This is a genomic window from Streptomyces sp. NPDC033180, from assembly GCF_055577645.1.
The window spans coordinates 60,660-77,693 of record NZ_JBVIPU010000003.1; the positions used below are offsets into that span (position 1 = coordinate 60,660).

Consider the following 17,034-nt stretch of genomic DNA (forward strand, 5'->3'; position numbering starts at 1 on the left):
GATCACTAGCGTGCCTGGCGCGCACGCGAGTCGATCTTCAGCCCCGCGTTGATCACCGGCCCGCGCGAACCCCCACCCGGAAGGCCCCCATGAAACCGTCCCCGCGCCTCTGCCTCATACCGGCCGCCGTGGCCGCCGCCCTGACCGCTGCCGCCGCCGCGCCCGCGCCCGCCGCCGACGGGCCGCAGCGGCGCGTCCAGGTCGCCATGGTGAACTTCACGGACAGCCGGATCCCGGACGCGGGCAGGCTCGAGACCACCCTGAAGGACAACTATTTCGGCGGCAGCGGCTCCCTCACCTCGTACTACAACGAGGTCACCGGGGGTGCGACCACCTTCGAGGCCGCCGAGGGCGACGGCGTCACCGGGCCCGTCGACATCGACCTCGCGGCGACCGGCTGCGACACCGGCAAGATCAACGATCTGACGCGAGAGGCTCTCGCCGCGAAGGGCGTCCCCGAGGACAGCTACGACCATCTGTCGCTCGTCTTCCCCTCCGAGAAGGCCGGCTGCGACTGGCTCGCGCTCGGCACCGTCGGCGGCGGCACCACCTGGATGCCCATCGGCGCCGACGGCAAGATGTCGATGACGGCCCTGGTCCACGAGTTCGGCCACAACTTCGGCTACAGCCACCACATGCGCCTTCGCTGCCCCGACGGCGATCTCGGCGAGGGCTGCGAGGAGGACGGTACGAGTCACAAGACGCCGATGGGCGGCGGCGGTTGGGAGGCCGGGCTCACCTCGCCCGAGCTCCTGCACAACAAGTGGCTGACGGGCGGGGAGGTCGCGAAGCCCGGCAAGTCCGGCACCTACGAGTTGCGTCCGCTGTACGGGAGCGGCGGCGGGGTCCGTGTGCTCGACATTCCGCTGGGCGACGACCGCCTCGTCGTGGAGCTGCGGCACGAGTCCGGCACCGTCGACGGTGAGATCCGGGGCGTGCACGCCTACCGGGTCCCGGACGGGGACTACACGAAGTCGGCGCTCATCGACCCGACCCCGGACGCCGACGAGTCCACCGGCGGTGACGTCCCTGCCGACGCGGACGCGCTCGAAGCGGGCGCGACGCTGACGGACGAGGCACGGAAGGTCGAGGTCAAGGTCGTGAAGGCCGGGGCTGATGCGGCGACGGTGCAGGTGAGCCTGGACGGGGTGGCGGCGCCCGCGCCCGCGCAAGCCGCTGAGCCCGACGACGAGCCCGCCGAGGACGAGACCGCCGGGCCCCCCAACGAGGCCCGTCCCGCCGGTGGTTCCACCGAACTCGCCGAGACCGGCGGCGACTCGGACACCACGCTCGCCTACTCGATCGGCGGTGGCCTGATGCTCGCCTTCGGCGGCGCGTTCCTGCTGAAGTCCCGCGCCCGCCGGCCCGCCGCCGCTTCTGCTGCTTCGGCTACTTCTGCTTCGTCTGCTTCAGGTCGGCATTCGCGCTGACGACGGTGCCGTCAGCGGCGGTGAGCGAGAGCCCTCGGTGGGTCAGCTTGTAGTCCACCTTGCCGTCGAAGAGCTTCAGGAGCTTCTTCTCGGTCTCCGCCGCGGCTCCCTCACACATCATCCGGGTGCTCCGGGGAGCGCCCAGCGTGATGCTGTCGCCCTTCACCTCGGCCTTGGCCGAGACGTTGTTGCAGCCGAGCTTGCCGCGGACGGTGCCGTCCTTGCCGAAGGTCAGATGGGCCTTGCCGTCCACTTCCTTCGGCAGGGACGTCGAGACCTTGCCGTCGCCGATGGCGTTCACGTTCCACTTGGTGCCCGTCAGCGGGACGTCCGGCTCCGAGGTGAGGGCCACGCGGTCTCCCTTGTCGGTGGTGAGCGTCAGCTTGTCACCGTCGACCGCGGCTTTCAGCTCGCCGTTGCCGAGGGCGCGCGTGAGGGTCTCCTCGAAGTCCAGCTTGTCGCAGGCCATCTCGGTGGAGGTGGCCTTGCCGAAGTCGACGGTGCTCCCGTCGACCGACACGTCCGCGGTGAAGCCGTTGCAGCCGTAGTTGCCCTTGGCCTTGCCCTGGTCGTCGATTTCCACGTGGGCGCCGGCCGGGGCCTGCTGTTTCTTGCCGCCCACCGTGAGGCTGTCGACGCTCCAGTGAACGCCGGTGATGGGCAGCTCGGACTCGACGGACCTGCCGCCGGATCCGCTGCCCGAGCCGGATTCGGTACCGCACGCGGTGAGCAGGCCCGCGGCGGCCAGGGCCAGGACGGTCGGAGTCAGTCGGTGCTTCTGCATGCCGGTGTGACGGGACAAGTGGGGGATCTGGTTCCCCTCCCTCTCCCGAACGGCCCCCTCCCCCGCCCGAACAGCGGATCAGCTCATGACCGGCAGCAGCCCCGCCAGGTCCGCCCGATCCCCGCTCGCGCCTGCCTTCGCGGTGTCGAGAGCCGTCTTCCAGTCCATGCGCCCGGTCGCGAGGCGGATCCAGGTGAGCGGGTCGGTCTCGACGACGTTCGGCGGGGTTCCGCGGGTGTGCCGGGGGCCCTGGACGCACTGGACCACGGCGAACGGCGGAATCCTCACCTCGACGGCACCGCCGGGGGCCTTCACCGCGAGAGCGTCGGCGAGCAGCCGGGTGCAGGCTGCCAGGGCCTGACGGTCGTACGGGACGTCGAGGCCCGGCACCGCGTCGTTCAAGTCATCGGTGTGGACGATGAGTTCGACCGTGCGGGTGACCAGGAAGTCGTCGAGGGCCATCGCGCCGAACCGGGTCGGCATGATCCTGCCCGCCGTGACATCGGGCAGGGCCTCCTCGAAGCCGGTGAGGGTGCACGTATACAGCTCGTCCAGGTCCTCCTGCGCGGCGAAGGCCCGCGACGCCTCGTCGACCTGCGCCGCGGCCGACGCGGTCGCGAACGGCCAGTCGAGCAGGGCCACTTCGCGGGCCGGGGGCTCCGGCATGGCGAGGAAACGCGTGGCGCCGCCGAGCGCCATCGTGAGGTGCGCGGCCAGTTCGCGGACGGTCCAGCTGCCGAGCCGGGTCGGCAGGGCGAGCTGCTCGGGCTCCAGGGTGCCGACCGCTTCGCGGACGTTCGCGAACTGGGCGAGGACGGCGGTGCGGATCTTGGCGGAGTCGTACGAGCGGGTGCGCTTCTTGGCCGGTGGCATGGGCCGAGCCTAATTCTTCCCGGGGTACCCCTGGAGACCCTTTTCCACCTGGCCGAAGACGCGCTCGGCCGACTCGGCGCAGTCCTTGGCGATCTCGTCGAGCGGGTCGCCGTCGAGGGTGCGCCGGTGGTTCTCCACGATGAGCGCGTTACGGGCGCCGATCAGCTGGGCGGCGGCGACGCGCGCGAGGAGCATGTCGCCGGTCTCCTCGGCGAGAGCGTCGGCGAGGAGCTGGACGCTGCGCATGTGGAAGATCACCATGCGGTGCGCGAGGGTCGGTGTCTCGCTGATGAGCTGGCGCACCTTGAGGGTGTGCGGGTCGCCGCTGAGGCCGATCGACGGGTCGCGCCCGGTGATCTGCTCCAGGAACTGGCCGCGCATCGCGGTGACCGCGGACTCACCGGGCCGCCGCTCGCGCACCGATCGGGCCGGGTCACCGGCGTGCTCCTCCATGGGGCCGACGATCACGCCTTCCTTGGTGCCGAAGTAGTTGAAGACGGTCATCTTCGACACTTCGGCCGCCTCGGCGATCTCCGCCACGGAGACGTGATCGAAGCCCCGCTCGGAGCAGAGGTCCACGGCCACCCGCCAGATCCGCGAGGCGGTCTGCCTCTTCTTGCGCGCGCGCAGCCCCAGCTCCTCAGTCATGCAGGTCACGGTACCGGGACGGCCTCTTCCCGCACCGTGAACGTCTCGCCGTTGGCGGGCACCCCGAGCCCCTGCCAGCGGAACGGCACGCCCCGCGCGGTGTCCAGGTCGGGGCCGTCCATCAGCTGGAAGTGCACATGGGGTTCGGTGGAATTGCCGGAGTTCCCGCAGCGGGCCAGGACCTGCCCGGCCCGGACCTTGTCGCCGGCGCGGACGGCGAGCGAACCCTGCTGGACGTGCGCGTACATGGCGTACGCGCCGTCGCCGAGGTCGAGGGTGATGTGGTTGCCGACGACGCGGCGGGCGCCGCCCAGGGTCCTGCCCAAGCCCTCGACCACGAACAAGTAGACATACGCGAGCAGGGAGTTGCGGCTGAGGTGGTCGCGCTGACCGTCCTCCGCGTGCACGACGGTCGCGTCGGCGACGGCGAGGAGCGGCGCCCCGAACGCGGGGAAGGCCTTGTTGCCCCGCGCGATGGGCCAGAGCCAGGCGAAGGCGGGGCGGCCTCCCCCTTCCGGCTCGGCCACGATGTCGATGGCGTAGGTCTGCCCGAGGCCATGGGTGCCGTGGCTCGGCACCTTGTCCGCGGGGCTGTTCACCGCGGACCAGCGGCCGGTGACGGGCGGGGCGATCTCCAGGGGGGCCGGCGGCTCGGTCCGGGCCCGGTCACGGCGGGCGGCCTGGCCGAGCACGATGCTGAGGGCGACGAAGCCACCGGCCGGGATGAGGCCGAGCCAGGAGGGATAGGGCAGGTCCACGAAGAGCCCGGTGATCACGTGGACGATGACGATGAGCATCAGCAACCGCTGAAGCAGCACCGCGAACTTGCGCTGACGTACGGACATGGTCGTTCCCCCAGTGTCGGTTCAGGGCCGCGAGGCGGACAGCGTCACGAGCAGCGGGACCACGCGTCCCGCGGGCACTTCGTGGCGGCCGCGCCCCGTGGTGTGCAGCCAGCCGGCGCCGGTCAGTTGGCGCAGGTGGTGGTAGATCTGGCCGGTCGTGCCGATGTCGTCGAGCGTGGCGAGTTCGGCGGCGGTGCGGCGGCCGCCGATGATCTCCCGCAGCAGCCGGAGCCGGACGGGGTTCCCGAGCGCGGCGAAGGACTCGGCGGCCTCGGACCAGTCGTCGCCGAGCAGCTGCTCGGTGGTGTGCCCGTACTGCCACTCGTACCGCTCGCCCGTCGGCACGCGCACCGCTCCGGTGAACACGACGGCTCCGTCCGGAACCTGGGCTTCGGGCAGTCGCGCCTTCAGCGCCTCCAGGGCCCAGAAGTCGCCCTCGCCCACGGCGGGCGCAGTCACCCCCGCGCTCTCCAGTGCATCCATCCGCCGCTCGAGCTCGGCGACCCGCTCTTCCAGCTCCATGCACCCCACATTACGTAATTACGTAATAGTGCACAACAGTGGGCAGCAAAAAGCGAGGGGCGGTACGGCATCCCAGCCGCACCGCCCCTCGCTTTTCCTACTCAGGCCCAGGGGCCCGTGCGCCTCAGGCGAAGAGCCCCGGCAGAGTCCCCTCGTGCGCCTCGCGGACCTCGCTCAGCGGCAGCGTGAACTCGCCCTGCAGCTCCACGGCGTCACCGTCGACCACACCGACGCGCGACGCGGGAAGCCCGCGCGCCCCGCACATGTCGGTGAAGCGCAGCTCCTCGCTCCTCGGCACGGAGACGACCGCCCGCCCCGCCGACTCACTGAACAGGAGGGTGAACGCGTCGAGCCCGTCCGGGACGACCAGGCGCGCGCCCTTCCCGCCACGGAGGCAGGACTCGGCGACGGCCTGCGCGAGGCCACCGTCGGAGAGGTCGTGCGCGGCGTCGATCATGCCGTCGCGCGAGCCCGAGATCAGGATCTCGGCGAGCAGCCGCTCGCGCTCCAGGTCGACCTTCGGGGGAAGCCCGCCGAGGTGGTCGTGCACGACCTGCGACCAGGCAGAACCGCCGAACTCCTCGGTGGTGTCACCGAGCAGGTAGAGCAGCTGGCCCTCTTCGGCGAACGCGATCGGCGTGCGGCGGGCCACGTCGTCGATCACGCCGAGCACCGAGACGACCGGGGTCGGGTGAATGGCCGCCTCGCCCGTCTGGTTGTAGAGCGATACGTTGCCACCGGTCACCGGGGTGCCCAGGATCTGGCAGGCGTCGGCGAGGCCACGGGTGGTCTCGGCGAACTGCCACATGACGTCCGGGTCCTCGGGCGAACCGAAGTTCAGGCAGTCCGACACGGCGAGCGGGCGGGCGCCGGTCGCGGCGACGTTGCGGTACGCCTCCGACAGGGCGAGCTGCGCGCCGGCGTACGGGTCGAGCTTCGAGTAGCGGCCGTTGCCGTCGTTGGCGAGGGCGACACCGAGGCCGGACTCCTCGTCGATGCGGACCATGCCGGAGTCCTCGGGCTGCGCGAGCACCGTGTTGCCCTGCACGAAACGGTCGTACTGATCCGTCACCCACGCCTTGGAGGCCTGGTTCGGTGACGCGACGACCGCGAGCACCTGCTCGCGCAGTTCCTGCGAAGTCGCCGGGCGGGCCAGCTTGTTGGCGTCGTCGGCCTGGAGGGCGTCCTGCCACTTCGGCCGCGCGTAGGGGCGCTCGTAGACCGGGCCGTCGTGGGCGACGGTGCGCGGGTCGAGGTCGACGATCTTCTCGCCGTGCCAGAAGATCTCCAGGCGGTCGCCGTCGGTGACCTCACCGACGACGGTGGCGATGACGTCCCACTTCTCGCAGATCGCGAGGAAACGCTCGACCTTCTCCGGCTCGACGACCGCGCACATGCGCTCCTGCGACTCACTCATGAGGATCTCCTCGGGAGTGAGCGTGGAGTCGCGAAGAGGTACGTCGTCCAGCTCGACGCGCATGCCACCGGAGCCGTTGGACGCCAACTCCGAGGTCGCGCAGGAGAGTCCGGCCGCCCCCAGGTCCTGGATGCCGACGACCAGCTTCTCGGCGAAGGCCTCCAGGGTGCACTCGATGAGGAGCTTCTCCTGGAAGGGGTCGCCGACCTGGACCGCCGGGCGCTTGCTCGGCTTCGTGTCGTCGAAGGTCTCACTCGCCAGGATCGAGGCGCCACCGATGCCGTCGCCGCCGGTGCGGGCGCCGTAGAGGATGACCTTGTTGCCGGGGCCGGACGCCTTCGCGAGGTGGATGTCCTCGTGCCGCATGACGCCGATGGCACCGGCGTTGACCAGCGGGTTGCCCTGGTAGCAGGCGTCGAAGACGAGCTCGCCGCCGATGTTCGGCAGGCCCAGGCAGTTGCCGTAGCCGCCGATGCCCGCGACGACGCCCGGCAGGACGCGCTTGGTGTCGGGGTGGTCGGCGGCGCCCATCCGCAGCGGGTCCACGACCGCGACCGGACGCGCGCCCATCGCGATGATGTCGCGGACGATGCCGCCGACACCGGTGGCCGCGCCCTGGTAGGGCTCGACGTACGAGGGGTGGTTGTGCGACTCGACCTTGAAGGTGACCGCGTAGCCGTTGCCGACGTCGACGACACCGGCGTTCTCGCCGATACCGACGAGCATGGCGTCGTTTTCGGGGGCCTTCTCGCCGAACTGGCGCAGGTGCACCTTGCTGCTCTTGTACGAGCAGTGCTCGGACCACATGACGGAGTACATGGCGAGCTCGGCACCGGTCGGACGGCGGCCCAGAATCTCGCGTACGCGCGCGTACTCGTCTTCCTTCAGGCCCAGTTCGGCCCAGGGCAGCTTGACGTCGGGAGTCTCGGCTGCGTGCTTGACGGTGTCCAGAGTCATGCGTTGACCAGCTTCTTCAGGATCGAGGTGAAGAATCCGAGGCCGTCGGTGCGGCCGGTCCCGACCAGCGGCTCCACGGCGTGCTCGGGGTGCGGCATGAGGCCGACGACGTTGCCCGCCTCGTTCGTGATGCCGGCGATGTCACGGAGCGAGCCGTTGGGGTTGCCCTCCAGATACCGGAAGGCGACGCGGCCCTCGGCCTCCAGCATGTCCAGGGTCCGCTCGTCGGCCGTGTACTGGCCGTCGATGTTCTTGAGCGGGATCCGGATCTCCTGACCCGCTGTGTAGTCGGCGGTCCATGCGGTCCGTTCCGTCTCCACACGCAGCTTCTGCTCGCGGCAGATGAAGTGCAGGTGGTTGTTGCGCAGCATCGCGCCGGGCAGCAGGTGCGACTCGGTGAGCACCTGGAAGCCGTTGCAGATACCGAGGACCGGCATCCCGGCCTTCGCCTGCGCGATGACCGACTCCATGACGGGCGAGAACCGTGAAATGGCCCCGGCCCGCAGATAGTCGCCGTACGAGAATCCGCCGGGAAGCACCACGGCGTCGACCTGCTTCAGGTCCTTGTCCCGGTGCCAGAGCGGCACTGCTTCGGCGCCGGCGACGCGGACGGCGCGCTGGGTGTCGCGGTCGTCGAGGGTTCCGGGGAAAGTGACGACTCCGATTCGAGCAGTCACTTCTCTTCCTCCACCTTTACGAAGAAGTCCTCGATCACGGTGTTGGCGAGGAAGGTTTCCGCCATCTCGTGGATACGGGCGAGGGCCGCGTCATCGACGGGCCCGTCCACCTCGAGTTCGAAGCGCTTTCCCTGACGTACGTCGGCGATCCCCTTGAAACCGAGGCGCGGCAGTGCACGCTGCACCGCCTGGCCCTGAGGGTCGAGGATCTCCGGCTTGAGCATGACGTCGACTACGACGCGTGCCACTGGCACTCCCGGTGTTGTGGTGCTGGCTGAGCGGTCCCTTCAGACTACCCGTACAAAAATTCTACTCGCGTAGATTCGTAGAAACCTACGTGCGGACGGTCACGTTCCGACTCATACTCACGTATCGAACGGAGCACCTTCGCGAAAAATCCAGGAAAAGATCACGCATCACCATTGCGTCCGGACACGCGGGCGGATTTAGTCGGGCTTCACAATGCAATGCCAGGCACTGTACAAAGGAAATGGCATTAGCCGATGCTTTGCACATAACAGTGCCCATAACAGCCGGACAGTCGGCATCACCGCACGTCAACGCGGTCGAGCCGCACGAAGGGACCGATATTCGTGGCGCAGCGTGTCGTAGTCACTCTCTCTGACGACATCGACGGCGGGGATGCGGCGGAGACGATCGCCTTCGGTCTTGACGGCAAGTCGTACGAGATCGACCTCAATCAAACCAATGCCAAGAAACTGCGCAAGGCACTTGCCCCGTACCTGGACGCGGCCCGCAAGCAGTCGAAGTCCGGCAAGGCCTTCAAGCACACGACGGTGGCGGCGAACCCCGCGGCCGTCCGCGCCTGGGCCCGCTCGCACCAGATGGACGTGCCGCCGCGCGGCCGCATCCCGAAGAAGGTCTACGAGGCCTTCGAGGCGGCCAACTGACGCTCGGAACCACCCTGGCCCACACCCGACCCACCCTGGCCGACCTCGGCCGATGGCCGGCCAGGACCGCCCCTCGGCAACCGACTTGACCTGCACCCCCGCCGGTCGGCTAAAGTCTGGAGCACGCCGAGGGGCAAGGCCGAAAGGCCCGAACCTCACGGAGTCTTGCGGGTGTAGTTCAGTAGTAGAACATCCCCCTTCCAGGGGGAAGGCGCAGTGTGCAATTCCTGTCACCCGCTCTGCATCGCCGATCCGGACACTCTTTCGAGTGCGGTAGGCTGGTGCTCGCGCCGATCAGTGAGAGCTGGTCGGAGGCAATGCGAACGTAGCTCAGTTGGTAGAGCGCAACCTTGCCAAGGTTGAGGTCGCGAGTTCGAACCTCGTCGTTCGCTCCAAAGAATGAAGGCCCCGGTCATCGCGACCGGGGCCTTCTTCGTTCCCTGCCCAGGCCCCCTTGTTCCCTGCCCAGGCCCCCTTAGTTCCCCGTCCAGGCCCCTTTGTTCCCTGCCCAGGCCCCCTTCTGACATTTGTCATGCGAGCCGGTGACAGCGCGCACTGCTCCGGCGCGCGCGGCCGGGGGAGGCTCTTCTCATGACTGACCAAGTGATCGACGTGACCGATCTGCGGCGCGTGTACGGGGGAGGTTTCGAGGCGGTCCGGGGAGTCTCGTTCTCCGTCGGACGCGGTGAGCTCTTCGCGCTGCTCGGGACGAACGGCGCGGGCAAGACCTCCACCGTCGAACTCCTCGAAGGGCTCGCCGCACCCGCCGGGGGGCGGGTGCGGGTGCTCGGACACGATCCGTACGCCGAGCGCGGCGCCGTGCGCCACCGGATCGGTGTGATGCTCCAGGAAGGCGGCTTCCCCTCCGAGCTGACGGTCACGGAGACCATACGGATGTGGGGGGCGTGCACCAGCGGCGCCCGCCCCGCCGCGGAGGCCCTGGACATGGTGGGCCTCGGCAAGCGGGCCGGCGTCCGCGTGAAGATGCTCTCCGGCGGTGAGAAGCGACGGCTCGACCTGGCCACGGCCCTCATCGGGAGGCCCGAGGTGCTCTTCCTCGACGAGCCGACGACCGGGCTCGATGCCGAAGGGCGCCGCGAGACCTGGGAGTTGGTGCGGGCCCTGCGCGACGGCGGCACGACCGTACTGCTCACCACGCACTACCTCGAAGAGGCCGAGAACCTCGCCGAACGGCTCGCGATCCTCCATGAGGGACGGATCGCGGCTGCGGGCCGGGTCGCCGACGTAGTGGCCGAACAGCCCTCGCACGTCTCCTTCGAACTGCCCGCCGGGTACTTCGTCGGGGATCTGCCGCCGCTCGGCGAGCTCGGAGTGAGCGAGCACGAGATCGTCGGCGGACGGGTCCGGCTGCGCACGCACGAGTTGCAACGGGCGGCCACGGGGCTGTTGCTGTGGGCGCGGGACGCGAACGTCGAGCTCGGCAGTCTCGACGTACGGGCCGCTTCGCTGGAGGAGGCGTTCCTGCGCATCGCGCGGGAGGCCGAGGGTGCGAGCGCTGCGGGTGTCGCGGGTGTCGCGGAGAAGGAGACGGTGGCATGAGTGCGCTGACAGGGGCCCCGCAAGCGGTGACGACTCCCGCCCAGCGGATGGCCGCGCTCGCCCGGGCGGAGCTCACGCTTTTCGGGCGCAGCAAAGGGACGCTGTTCGCGGCGCTGTTCGTGCCGGTCGTGATGCCGTTCAGCCTGCGCCAAGTCGCGGAGGGCATGGATCTGAAGGCCAACGGGCTCTCGGTCGGGGCCGTTGTGGTGCCCGGCGCCATCGGCTTCTCCCTGCTCTTCGCCGTCTACTCGGCGCTGACCGCTGTCTATGCCGCCCGCCGCGAAGAACTGGTGCTCAAGCGGCTGCGCACCGGAGAGCTGAGGGACCCGGAGATCCTTGCCGGAGCCGCGCTGCCCTCCGTCGCCATCGGCGTGGTCCAGGCCGTCGTCCTCGCGATCGGCTGCACGGTGCTGCTCGACGCGGGGGCGCCGAGCGCGCCGCACCTCGCCGTCATCGGGGTGCTGCTCGGCCTGGTGATGTTCAGCGCCCTCGGCGCGGTGACCGCCAGCCTCAGCAGGTCCGTGGAGTCCGCGCAGGTCATGGCCATGCCCCTGGCGTTCGGCTCGATGTTCGGCTCCGGCCTCTTCATCCCCTTCGAGATCATGCCTGACAAGCTCGCGTCGGTCTGCGAGCTGCTGCCGCTCTCGCCGGTGATCACGCTGGTGCGCGGCGGCTGGACCGGGGAACTCTCCGGCTCCGACGCCCTGGGCGCGCTCCTCACCGCTGTGGCCTGGACCGTGGTCTCGGTGTTTGCTGTACGGCGATGGTTCCGCTGGGAGCCGCGGCGTTGAGGAAGGGGTCGGACGTGGTGGTCGGCGGCCGGGTGCGGGAGTGGAAGCGGGAGTGGCGTGACCGGAACAAGATCGAGAAGGTCGAGCTCCAGAGCGTGGCCATGTGGCATGCCATGCCGTGGCTCTTCTTCTTCAGCTGGGTTTCGGTGCCGCTGGGTGTGAGCCTGCGGCACGAGACCCTCCCGGTGCTCCTCGGCTGCACGCTGATAGGAGTGGCCGCCGTGCAGTGCGTGCACGTCAACCGCACGCTGCGCCGCTCCCTCGACCACTTCTTGGGACGCGCGGAGCCACCGCGCCGCGACCTCGCCGTGTCGCTCGGGCTCCTGGTCGTGGCGCTGGGCCTTGTGCTCACCCTGCAGGCCGTGGACGGGGTCAAGGAGGCGACGCTCGTCCTCGCCACGATGTTCGCGGTGATGCCCTACGGACAGTCGCTGGCCTTCGCCGTGCCGATCCGTACGTTCTTCATCCGGTTCGCCGTGATCGACACCGCGGTCGTGGCCGGGTCCGCCGCGGTCGGCGTCCGCGACGTACAGCTCGTGGCCACGGCGCTGGTGATCGCCTTCGGCACTCTGGTCGCCCTGCTCTCGTCTCGCTGCGGCGCCTGGACGCTCTCCGTGATGTGGGAGGCCGACCGGGCCCGCGAGGTCGAGGCGCGGCTCGCGGTCGCCGAGGAGCGGCTGCGGTTCGGGCGTGACCTGCACGACGTGATGGGACGCAACCTCGCCGTCATCGCGCTGAAGAGCGAGCTGGCCGTGCAGCTGGCCAAGCGGGGGCGGCCCGAAGCAGTGGACCAGATGGTCGAGGTGCAGCGGATCGCCCAGGAGTCTCAGCGGGAGGTGCGGGAAGTGGTCCGGGGGTATCGGGAGGCCGACCTCGCGGTGGAACTCGCCGGTGCGCAGGGTGTCCTCGAGGCGGCGGGGATCGACTGCCGCGTGGCCGGGTCGTCCGCCGGGCTGCCGGTCTCGGTGCAATCCGCTCTGGGCTGGGTCGTACGAGAGGCGACCACCAATGTGCTGCGGCACGGGGACGCGCAGCGGTGTGACATCACCCTGACGATCACTGATGAACGTATGTCGCTGGTCGTCCAGAACGACGGGGTGCCCGAGGCCGTGCCCGAGGGCAGGAAGGGCTCCGGCCTCGAAGGGCTTCGTGAGCGGCTCGCCGCTGTGGGCGGGACGCTGGACTTCGCTTCCGGCGATGGGCGGTTCCGCCTCACCGCCGAGGTGCCGTCGGCCGGGCCGCAGGACGTACGCCCGCAGGACAACGGTCTCCGGCAACTCCACCATCAGGAAGTCGAAAGGGTCACGCGATGAGTCTGCGTGTGCTGCTCGCCGACGACGAGCACCTCATCCGCGGCGCTCTCGCGGCGCTTCTCGCGCTCGAGGACGATCTCGTCGTGGTCGCCGAGGCCGCCACAGGGCCGGAGGCGCTCGCCATGGCGCGGGCACACCGGCCCGATGTGGCCGTGCTCGATCTGGAGATGCCGGGCGCCGACGGTGTGAGTGTGGCCACATCGCTTCGGGACGAACTGCCGCACTGCCGCACCATGATCGTGACGAGTCATGGCAGACCGGGTCATCTCAAGCGGGCGCTCGCGGTGGGCGTACGGGGCTTCGTGCCGAAGACCGTGAGCGCGCAGCGCCTCGCCGAGATCATCCGTACCGTTCACGCAGGTAATCGTTATGTGGACCCGGAGTTGGCCGCCGACGCGATCTCCGCGGGGGACTCGCCACTGACCGTCCGCGAGGCCGAGGTGCTCGAACTCGCCGCCGACGGAGCGCCCGTCGCGGAGATCGCCGAGCGGGCCGCGCTGTCCCAGGGGACCGTCCGGAACTACCTCTCCTCGGCCGCCACCAAGATCGGTGCGGAGAATCGTCATGCCGCGGTGCGTCTCGCACGCGAGCGAGGTTGGGTATAGTTGGCTTCGCGCTACGGCGCAGTGCGGACGTAGCTCAGTTGGTAGAGCGCAACCTTGCCAAGGTTGAGGTCGCCAGTTCGAACCTGGTCGTCCGCTCCACAAGAAGAACCCCCGGTGCCTCTCGGCGCCGGGGGTTCTTCGCGTTCCTGGGGCTGCTTGCGGCTGCCCGCGGGCTGCCGCTACCAGGCCATGCCGGTCAGACGCTCGTACGCCTCGATGTACTTGGCGCGCGTAGCGTCCACCACGTCCTGCGGGAGCGGGGGCGGCGGCTGCTCACTCTTGCGGTCCCAGCCGGAGGCTGGCGAGGTCAGCCAGTCGCGGACGAACTGCTTGTCGAACGACGGCTGGGCGCGGCCGGGCTGCCAGCTGTCCGCGGGCCAGAAGCGGGACGAGTCCGGGGTCAGGACCTCGTCGGCGATCACCAGCGTCTCTCCCTCGAAGCCGAACTCGAACTTCGTGTCGGCGAGGATCACACCCCGGTCTCGGGCGATGTCGCGGGCACGGCCGTAGACCGCGAGGGTCGCCTGGCGGAGTTGGGCCGCCGTCTCCGCGCCCACCTGTCGGGCCACTTCCTCGTAGCTCACGTTCTCGTCGTGCTCGCCGACCTCCGCCTTCGTGGCGGGCGTGAAGATCGGGGCGGGCAGCTCCGAGCCGTCGCTCAGGCCTTCGGGCAGCGCGAGGCCGCAGACGGTGCGGGTTTCGTTGTACTCGACCAGGCCCGAGCCCGTGAGATAGCCGCGGGCGACGCACTCGACCGGGACCATCGCCAGGGACTTGCAGACCGTGGTGCGGCCCTCCCAGTCGGCGGGGGCGCCGGGCGGGACGTCGGTGGAGACGACGTGGTTCGGGACGAGATCGGCGAGCTGGTCGAACCACCACAGGGAGAGCTGCGTGAGAACCCTGCCCTTGTCGGGGATCTCCGTGGGCAGCACCCAGTCGTAGGCGGACATGCGGTCGCTCGCGACCATCACGAGGTCGCCCGCCTCGTTGCGGTACAGGTCGCGCACCTTGCCGGTGTGCACGTGCACCAGGCCCGGCACCTGAAGCGGCTCGGGCTTTTCTACGAATCCGGACACGGTTCCTCCCCGTGGTTATGACTGAGTGCTGCTGATTCTCCCGCATGGGGAGGCGGCTCTCGGCCAGGGGGATGTCGGTGGGTGGCCCTGGCGATGTCCGTGGGTGGCCCTGGCGATGTCAGAAGGTGGCCCTGGCGATGTCAGTAGGTGCTCAGTCGCGTTTGCAGATGCGGTCAAGGAGGTTGGCCGTGGCGCGCTGGACGCGGGTGTCCACGTGGCCGGGGCGGTCGAGCGCCGGGGACCAGGCGAAGGTGCCCGACGCGAAGACCAGGGCGCCTGAGGGGGCGCGGTAGAGGGACGACTCCTGATGGCGCGTGACGCCGTCGGAGTCCTCGTACGGAGAGTGGGCGAGCAGGATGCGGTGCTGGTGCTCCGGGAGCGCGGTGCGCGGGAAGTAGCGGTCGGCCTCGCCCGCGACCAGGCCGTCGATCTCGTCCCCTTCGTGCGCGCCGGTCGCCTCCCACAGCCAGTGGTCGGCGTTGCGCACGACGAGGGGGGCGGGCTCGGGGACCCGGCCCGCGTACTGGATGCCGAGGAGTTGCTGCTCGGCCTTGTCCTGCTCCCGCCAGAGGGCCGGTCTGCCGGGGCCGTGGCGCTTGCGGCAGGTGAGCAGGCGGTCGTCCACTCCGGACGGGGACGGGCCCAACTCCACCTGCCAGTACATGGTGTTGGCGGAGAGGAAGACGAGGGACGTGCCGTGCTCGCGGGCCTTCTCCGTGGTGCGGCGCATGTTCGACGACCAGTACTCGTCGTGGCCCGGGAAGACCAGGCCCCGGTAGCGGGTCGGATCGATGCGGCCCGCGTGCAGGTCGCGGGTGTCGGCGTACGCGAGGTCGTAGCCGTACCGCTCGGCCCAGCGGATGAAGTCGTAGGCGTGGCCCACGTGCAGGGGCAGGCCCGCGCCCGCGTACGGACGGTCGAAGGAGACCGTGTGGGCGGCCTCGCTCTCACCCAGGAGGCGGCCCTTCTCGTCCCACGCGTGGTAGAGGCTCGCGCCCGTGCGGCCGTCCTCGGGATAGAGGTTGTACGCCTGCCACGTGATGTCCGGCAGGAGCAGGAGCAGATCGGCGCGGTGGCCGTCGCGGACCGTGAACGGTACGTGCGAGCGGTAGCCGTCGACCGTGGTGAGGACAGCCACGTACGCGCCGACGCTCCAGTAACTCGGGATCTGCAGACGCCAGGAGAGCCACCAGTGGTGGCAGGAGACCGTGCGGTCGGCGGCGAGCGGGGGCGGCTGGACGATGCCGGAGAGGCGCGGACTCGTGGTGATCTTCGAGGCGCCGTCTCCGCCGTAGTGCCCGATGCGGTAGATGTCGACGAAGAACTGCTGGGGCGGGTCCACCGTGACGTGGAAGTCGATCGCCCCGCCGGGGGCCGCGGCGCCGGTGGAGGCGAATCCCTTGATCTGACCGTGCACGTCGTCGGCGGTACGCGGGCCGTTCGTACGGGTGCGGTTGCGGGGTGCGGGGATGTTCTGCGCGCCGGGGGACGGGGCGTGGTCGATGTACCAGGGGACGACCTGGCCCGTGTCGTCGAAGTAGTGCTCGGCACCTCGGAGCCAGGGCAGCGGCCCCTGGCCGAAGGGGTCGGTCACGGCGTGCGCCAGGGCGCCCGATTCCCACCTGCGGATCTGCTCCGACCCCATGTGTGTACCCCTCCCTCGCTGCTCCCCCGAGACTGCTCTGCGCTGTGCGGTGCGAGTTGCTGTGCGGTGCGAGTGCTGTGTTGTGCGAGTGCTGTGTTGTGCCGTGCGGTGCGAGTTGCTGCGCTCTCTGTCCCCGTTGCGGTGCTACTGGCATGTCCGGACCTGCGGTCGATCCCAGCACATCACATTACGCACGCACTCCGTCACCGTTCGTCGCTAATCGACGAGAACGGAAGGGAGTGTTCCGGGGAGTGGGGGTGAGGGGCGGGCGCGGGGTGGGGGTGGGAGCGGGGCGGAGGTGGGAGCGGGGCGGAGGTGGGCGCGGGGCGGAGGTGGGAGCGGGGCGGAGGTGGGAGCGGGGCGGGATCGGTTCAGACCAGGCGGACCGGTTTCTCCGGGCGGACGCCCCAGCGGGCCAGCCAGCCACGCAGGGGGATGGGGTCGCCGTCCTCCACGAGGCTCAGGACGTGCGGCGCGAGATCCGCCGCGCGCTCGCCGTCGACCAGGAGGGACGGGCCGTCCAGCCAGTCGAGACCGGGGGCGGCGCCCGCCGTGTCCACGGCCGCGCAGCAGACCAGCGCCGTGACGTGATCGGCCAGCAACTCCCGTCCCGTACGCGGCGGCTGGAGCGGGAAAAGCGGCAGCATCCCGTCGTCCCAGAGCGCGTCGTCCGGGCCCTGTCCCGTGGGCGCGGGGCGGGGCGGGGCCGCGGCTTCCTCGCGGGCCAGCTCGGCGGTGAGACCTGCGGCCAGGAGACCGCCGGGACCCTCGGGGTTGTCGGAGCCGTCGAGATTGCCGGAGCCGTCAAGGCTTTCGGGGCTGGCGAGGCTTTCGGAGCTGGCGGGGTTTTCGGGGCTGGCGAGGCTTTCGGGGCTGGCGAGGCTTTCGGAGCTGGCGGGGTTTTCGGGGCTGGCGAGGCTTTCGGAGCTGGCGGGGTTTTCGGGGCTGGCGAGGCTTTCGGAGCTGGCGGGGTTTTCGGA

At 70.0% G+C, this 17,034-nt stretch carries 16 protein-coding genes, 3 tRNA genes and 1 pseudogene; 9 read left to right on the plus strand and 11 right to left on the minus strand.

Annotated features, from left to right (window positions below):
* Positions 1-89: 89 nt before the first annotated feature.
* Positions 90-1,430, plus strand: a complete 1,341-nt coding sequence (locus ACZ5WE_RS10985) for a metallopeptidase domain-containing protein (RefSeq protein WP_467685301.1) — start codon at positions 90-92, stop codon at positions 1,428-1,430.
* On the opposite strand, the gene ACZ5WE_RS10990 is transcribed toward ACZ5WE_RS10985, so the two are convergent.
* The 8 genes from ACZ5WE_RS10990 to purS all read right to left on the minus strand — a co-directional run bounded on the left by ACZ5WE_RS10990 (position 1,390) and on the right by purS (position 8,401).
* The gene (locus tag ACZ5WE_RS10990) at positions 1,390-2,214 is read right to left on the minus strand and encodes an META domain-containing protein (protein WP_467685303.1); all 825 of its coding nucleotides are present in this window, start codon (positions 2,212-2,214) and stop codon (positions 1,390-1,392) included. The two genes, ACZ5WE_RS10985 and ACZ5WE_RS10990, sit on opposite strands and share 41 nt — an antisense overlap.
* 78 nt (positions 2,215-2,292) lie before the next feature.
* Positions 2,293-3,087 carry a maleylpyruvate isomerase family mycothiol-dependent enzyme gene (locus tag ACZ5WE_RS10995; protein ID WP_467685305.1) on the minus strand — a complete coding sequence of 265 codons (795 nt, stop codon included), beginning with the start codon at positions 3,085-3,087 and terminating at the stop codon, positions 2,293-2,295.
* Between the two features lie 9 nt (positions 3,088-3,096).
* Positions 3,097-3,735: a TetR/AcrR family transcriptional regulator gene (locus ACZ5WE_RS11000; RefSeq protein ID WP_467685307.1), complete on the minus strand. Its 639-nt coding sequence runs from the start codon at positions 3,733-3,735 to the stop codon at positions 3,097-3,099.
* A 5-nt stretch (positions 3,736-3,740) separates the two neighbouring features.
* The gene (locus tag ACZ5WE_RS11005) at positions 3,741-4,580 is read right to left on the minus strand and encodes a M23 family metallopeptidase (RefSeq protein WP_467685309.1); all 840 of its coding nucleotides are present in this window, start codon (positions 4,578-4,580) and stop codon (positions 3,741-3,743) included.
* A gap of 21 nt (positions 4,581-4,601) precedes the next feature.
* Positions 4,602-5,102 carry an ArsR/SmtB family transcription factor gene (locus ACZ5WE_RS11010; protein WP_467685311.1) on the minus strand — a complete coding sequence of 167 codons (501 nt, stop codon included), beginning with the start codon at positions 5,100-5,102 and terminating at the stop codon, positions 4,602-4,604.
* A gap of 124 nt (positions 5,103-5,226) precedes the next feature.
* On the minus strand, positions 5,227-7,476 hold the full coding sequence (gene purL, locus ACZ5WE_RS11015; protein WP_467685313.1) for a phosphoribosylformylglycinamidine synthase subunit PurL: 2,250 nt from the start codon (positions 7,474-7,476) through the stop codon (positions 5,227-5,229).
* Positions 7,473-8,153: a phosphoribosylformylglycinamidine synthase subunit PurQ gene (purQ, locus tag ACZ5WE_RS11020; RefSeq protein ID WP_467685315.1), complete on the minus strand. Its 681-nt coding sequence runs from the start codon at positions 8,151-8,153 to the stop codon at positions 7,473-7,475. Before purQ ends, purL begins: the two co-directional genes overlap by 4 nt.
* Positions 8,150-8,401, minus strand: a complete 252-nt coding sequence (gene purS / locus ACZ5WE_RS11025; RefSeq protein ID WP_135332092.1) for a phosphoribosylformylglycinamidine synthase subunit PurS — start codon at positions 8,399-8,401, stop codon at positions 8,150-8,152. Before purS ends, purQ begins: the two co-directional genes overlap by 4 nt.
* Positions 8,402-8,746: 345 nt before the next feature.
* On the opposite strand from purS, the gene ACZ5WE_RS11030 reads away from it, so the two are divergent.
* From ACZ5WE_RS11030 to ACZ5WE_RS11065, 8 genes are all read left to right on the plus strand, one after another.
* Positions 8,747-9,064: a histone-like nucleoid-structuring protein Lsr2 gene (locus ACZ5WE_RS11030; RefSeq protein ID WP_344522189.1), complete on the plus strand. Its 318-nt coding sequence runs from the start codon at positions 8,747-8,749 to the stop codon at positions 9,062-9,064.
* Between the two features lie 167 nt (positions 9,065-9,231).
* Positions 9,232-9,303 (plus strand) — tRNA-Gly (locus ACZ5WE_RS11035).
* A gap of 80 nt (positions 9,304-9,383) precedes the next feature.
* Positions 9,384-9,459, plus strand: a tRNA-Gly gene (locus ACZ5WE_RS11040).
* A gap of 196 nt (positions 9,460-9,655) precedes the next feature.
* Entirely contained in the window at positions 9,656-10,624 is a 969-nt protein-coding gene (locus tag ACZ5WE_RS11045; RefSeq protein WP_467685317.1) for an ABC transporter ATP-binding protein, read from the plus strand.
* Positions 10,621-11,415 carry an ABC transporter permease gene (locus ACZ5WE_RS11050; RefSeq protein ID WP_467685319.1) on the plus strand — a complete coding sequence of 265 codons (795 nt, stop codon included), beginning with the start codon at positions 10,621-10,623 and terminating at the stop codon, positions 11,413-11,415. The genes ACZ5WE_RS11045 and ACZ5WE_RS11050 overlap by 4 nt, the downstream gene beginning before the upstream one ends.
* Positions 11,388-12,728, plus strand: coding sequence for a sensor histidine kinase (locus tag ACZ5WE_RS11055; protein WP_467685321.1), 1,341 nt, complete (start codon positions 11,388-11,390; stop codon positions 12,726-12,728). The genes ACZ5WE_RS11050 and ACZ5WE_RS11055 overlap by 28 nt, the downstream gene beginning before the upstream one ends.
* A complete protein-coding gene (locus tag ACZ5WE_RS11060; RefSeq protein WP_367043571.1) occupies positions 12,725-13,333 on the plus strand; it encodes a response regulator transcription factor in 609 nt (202 codons plus the stop codon). The genes ACZ5WE_RS11055 and ACZ5WE_RS11060 overlap by 4 nt, the downstream gene beginning before the upstream one ends.
* Positions 13,334-13,356: 23 nt before the next feature.
* A tRNA-Gly gene (locus ACZ5WE_RS11065) sits at positions 13,357-13,432 on the plus strand.
* An 80-nt stretch (positions 13,433-13,512) separates the two neighbouring features.
* Here the strand turns inward: ACZ5WE_RS11065 and ACZ5WE_RS11070 are convergent.
* From ACZ5WE_RS11070 to ACZ5WE_RS11080, 3 genes and pseudogenes are all read right to left on the minus strand, one after another.
* Complete coding sequence (locus ACZ5WE_RS11070) at positions 13,513-14,409, minus strand: phosphoribosylaminoimidazolesuccinocarboxamide synthase (RefSeq protein WP_467685323.1); 897 nt, start codon at positions 14,407-14,409, stop codon at positions 13,513-13,515.
* Positions 14,410-14,560: 151 nt separating this feature from the next.
* Positions 14,561-16,054 (minus strand): N,N-dimethylformamidase beta subunit family domain-containing protein, encoded by a 1,494-nt coding sequence (locus tag ACZ5WE_RS11075; RefSeq protein ID WP_467685325.1) that lies wholly within the window; start codon positions 16,052-16,054, stop codon positions 14,561-14,563.
* Between the two features lie 371 nt (positions 16,055-16,425).
* Positions 16,426-17,034, minus strand: a pseudogene (locus ACZ5WE_RS11080) (hypothetical protein); the annotation flags it as partial.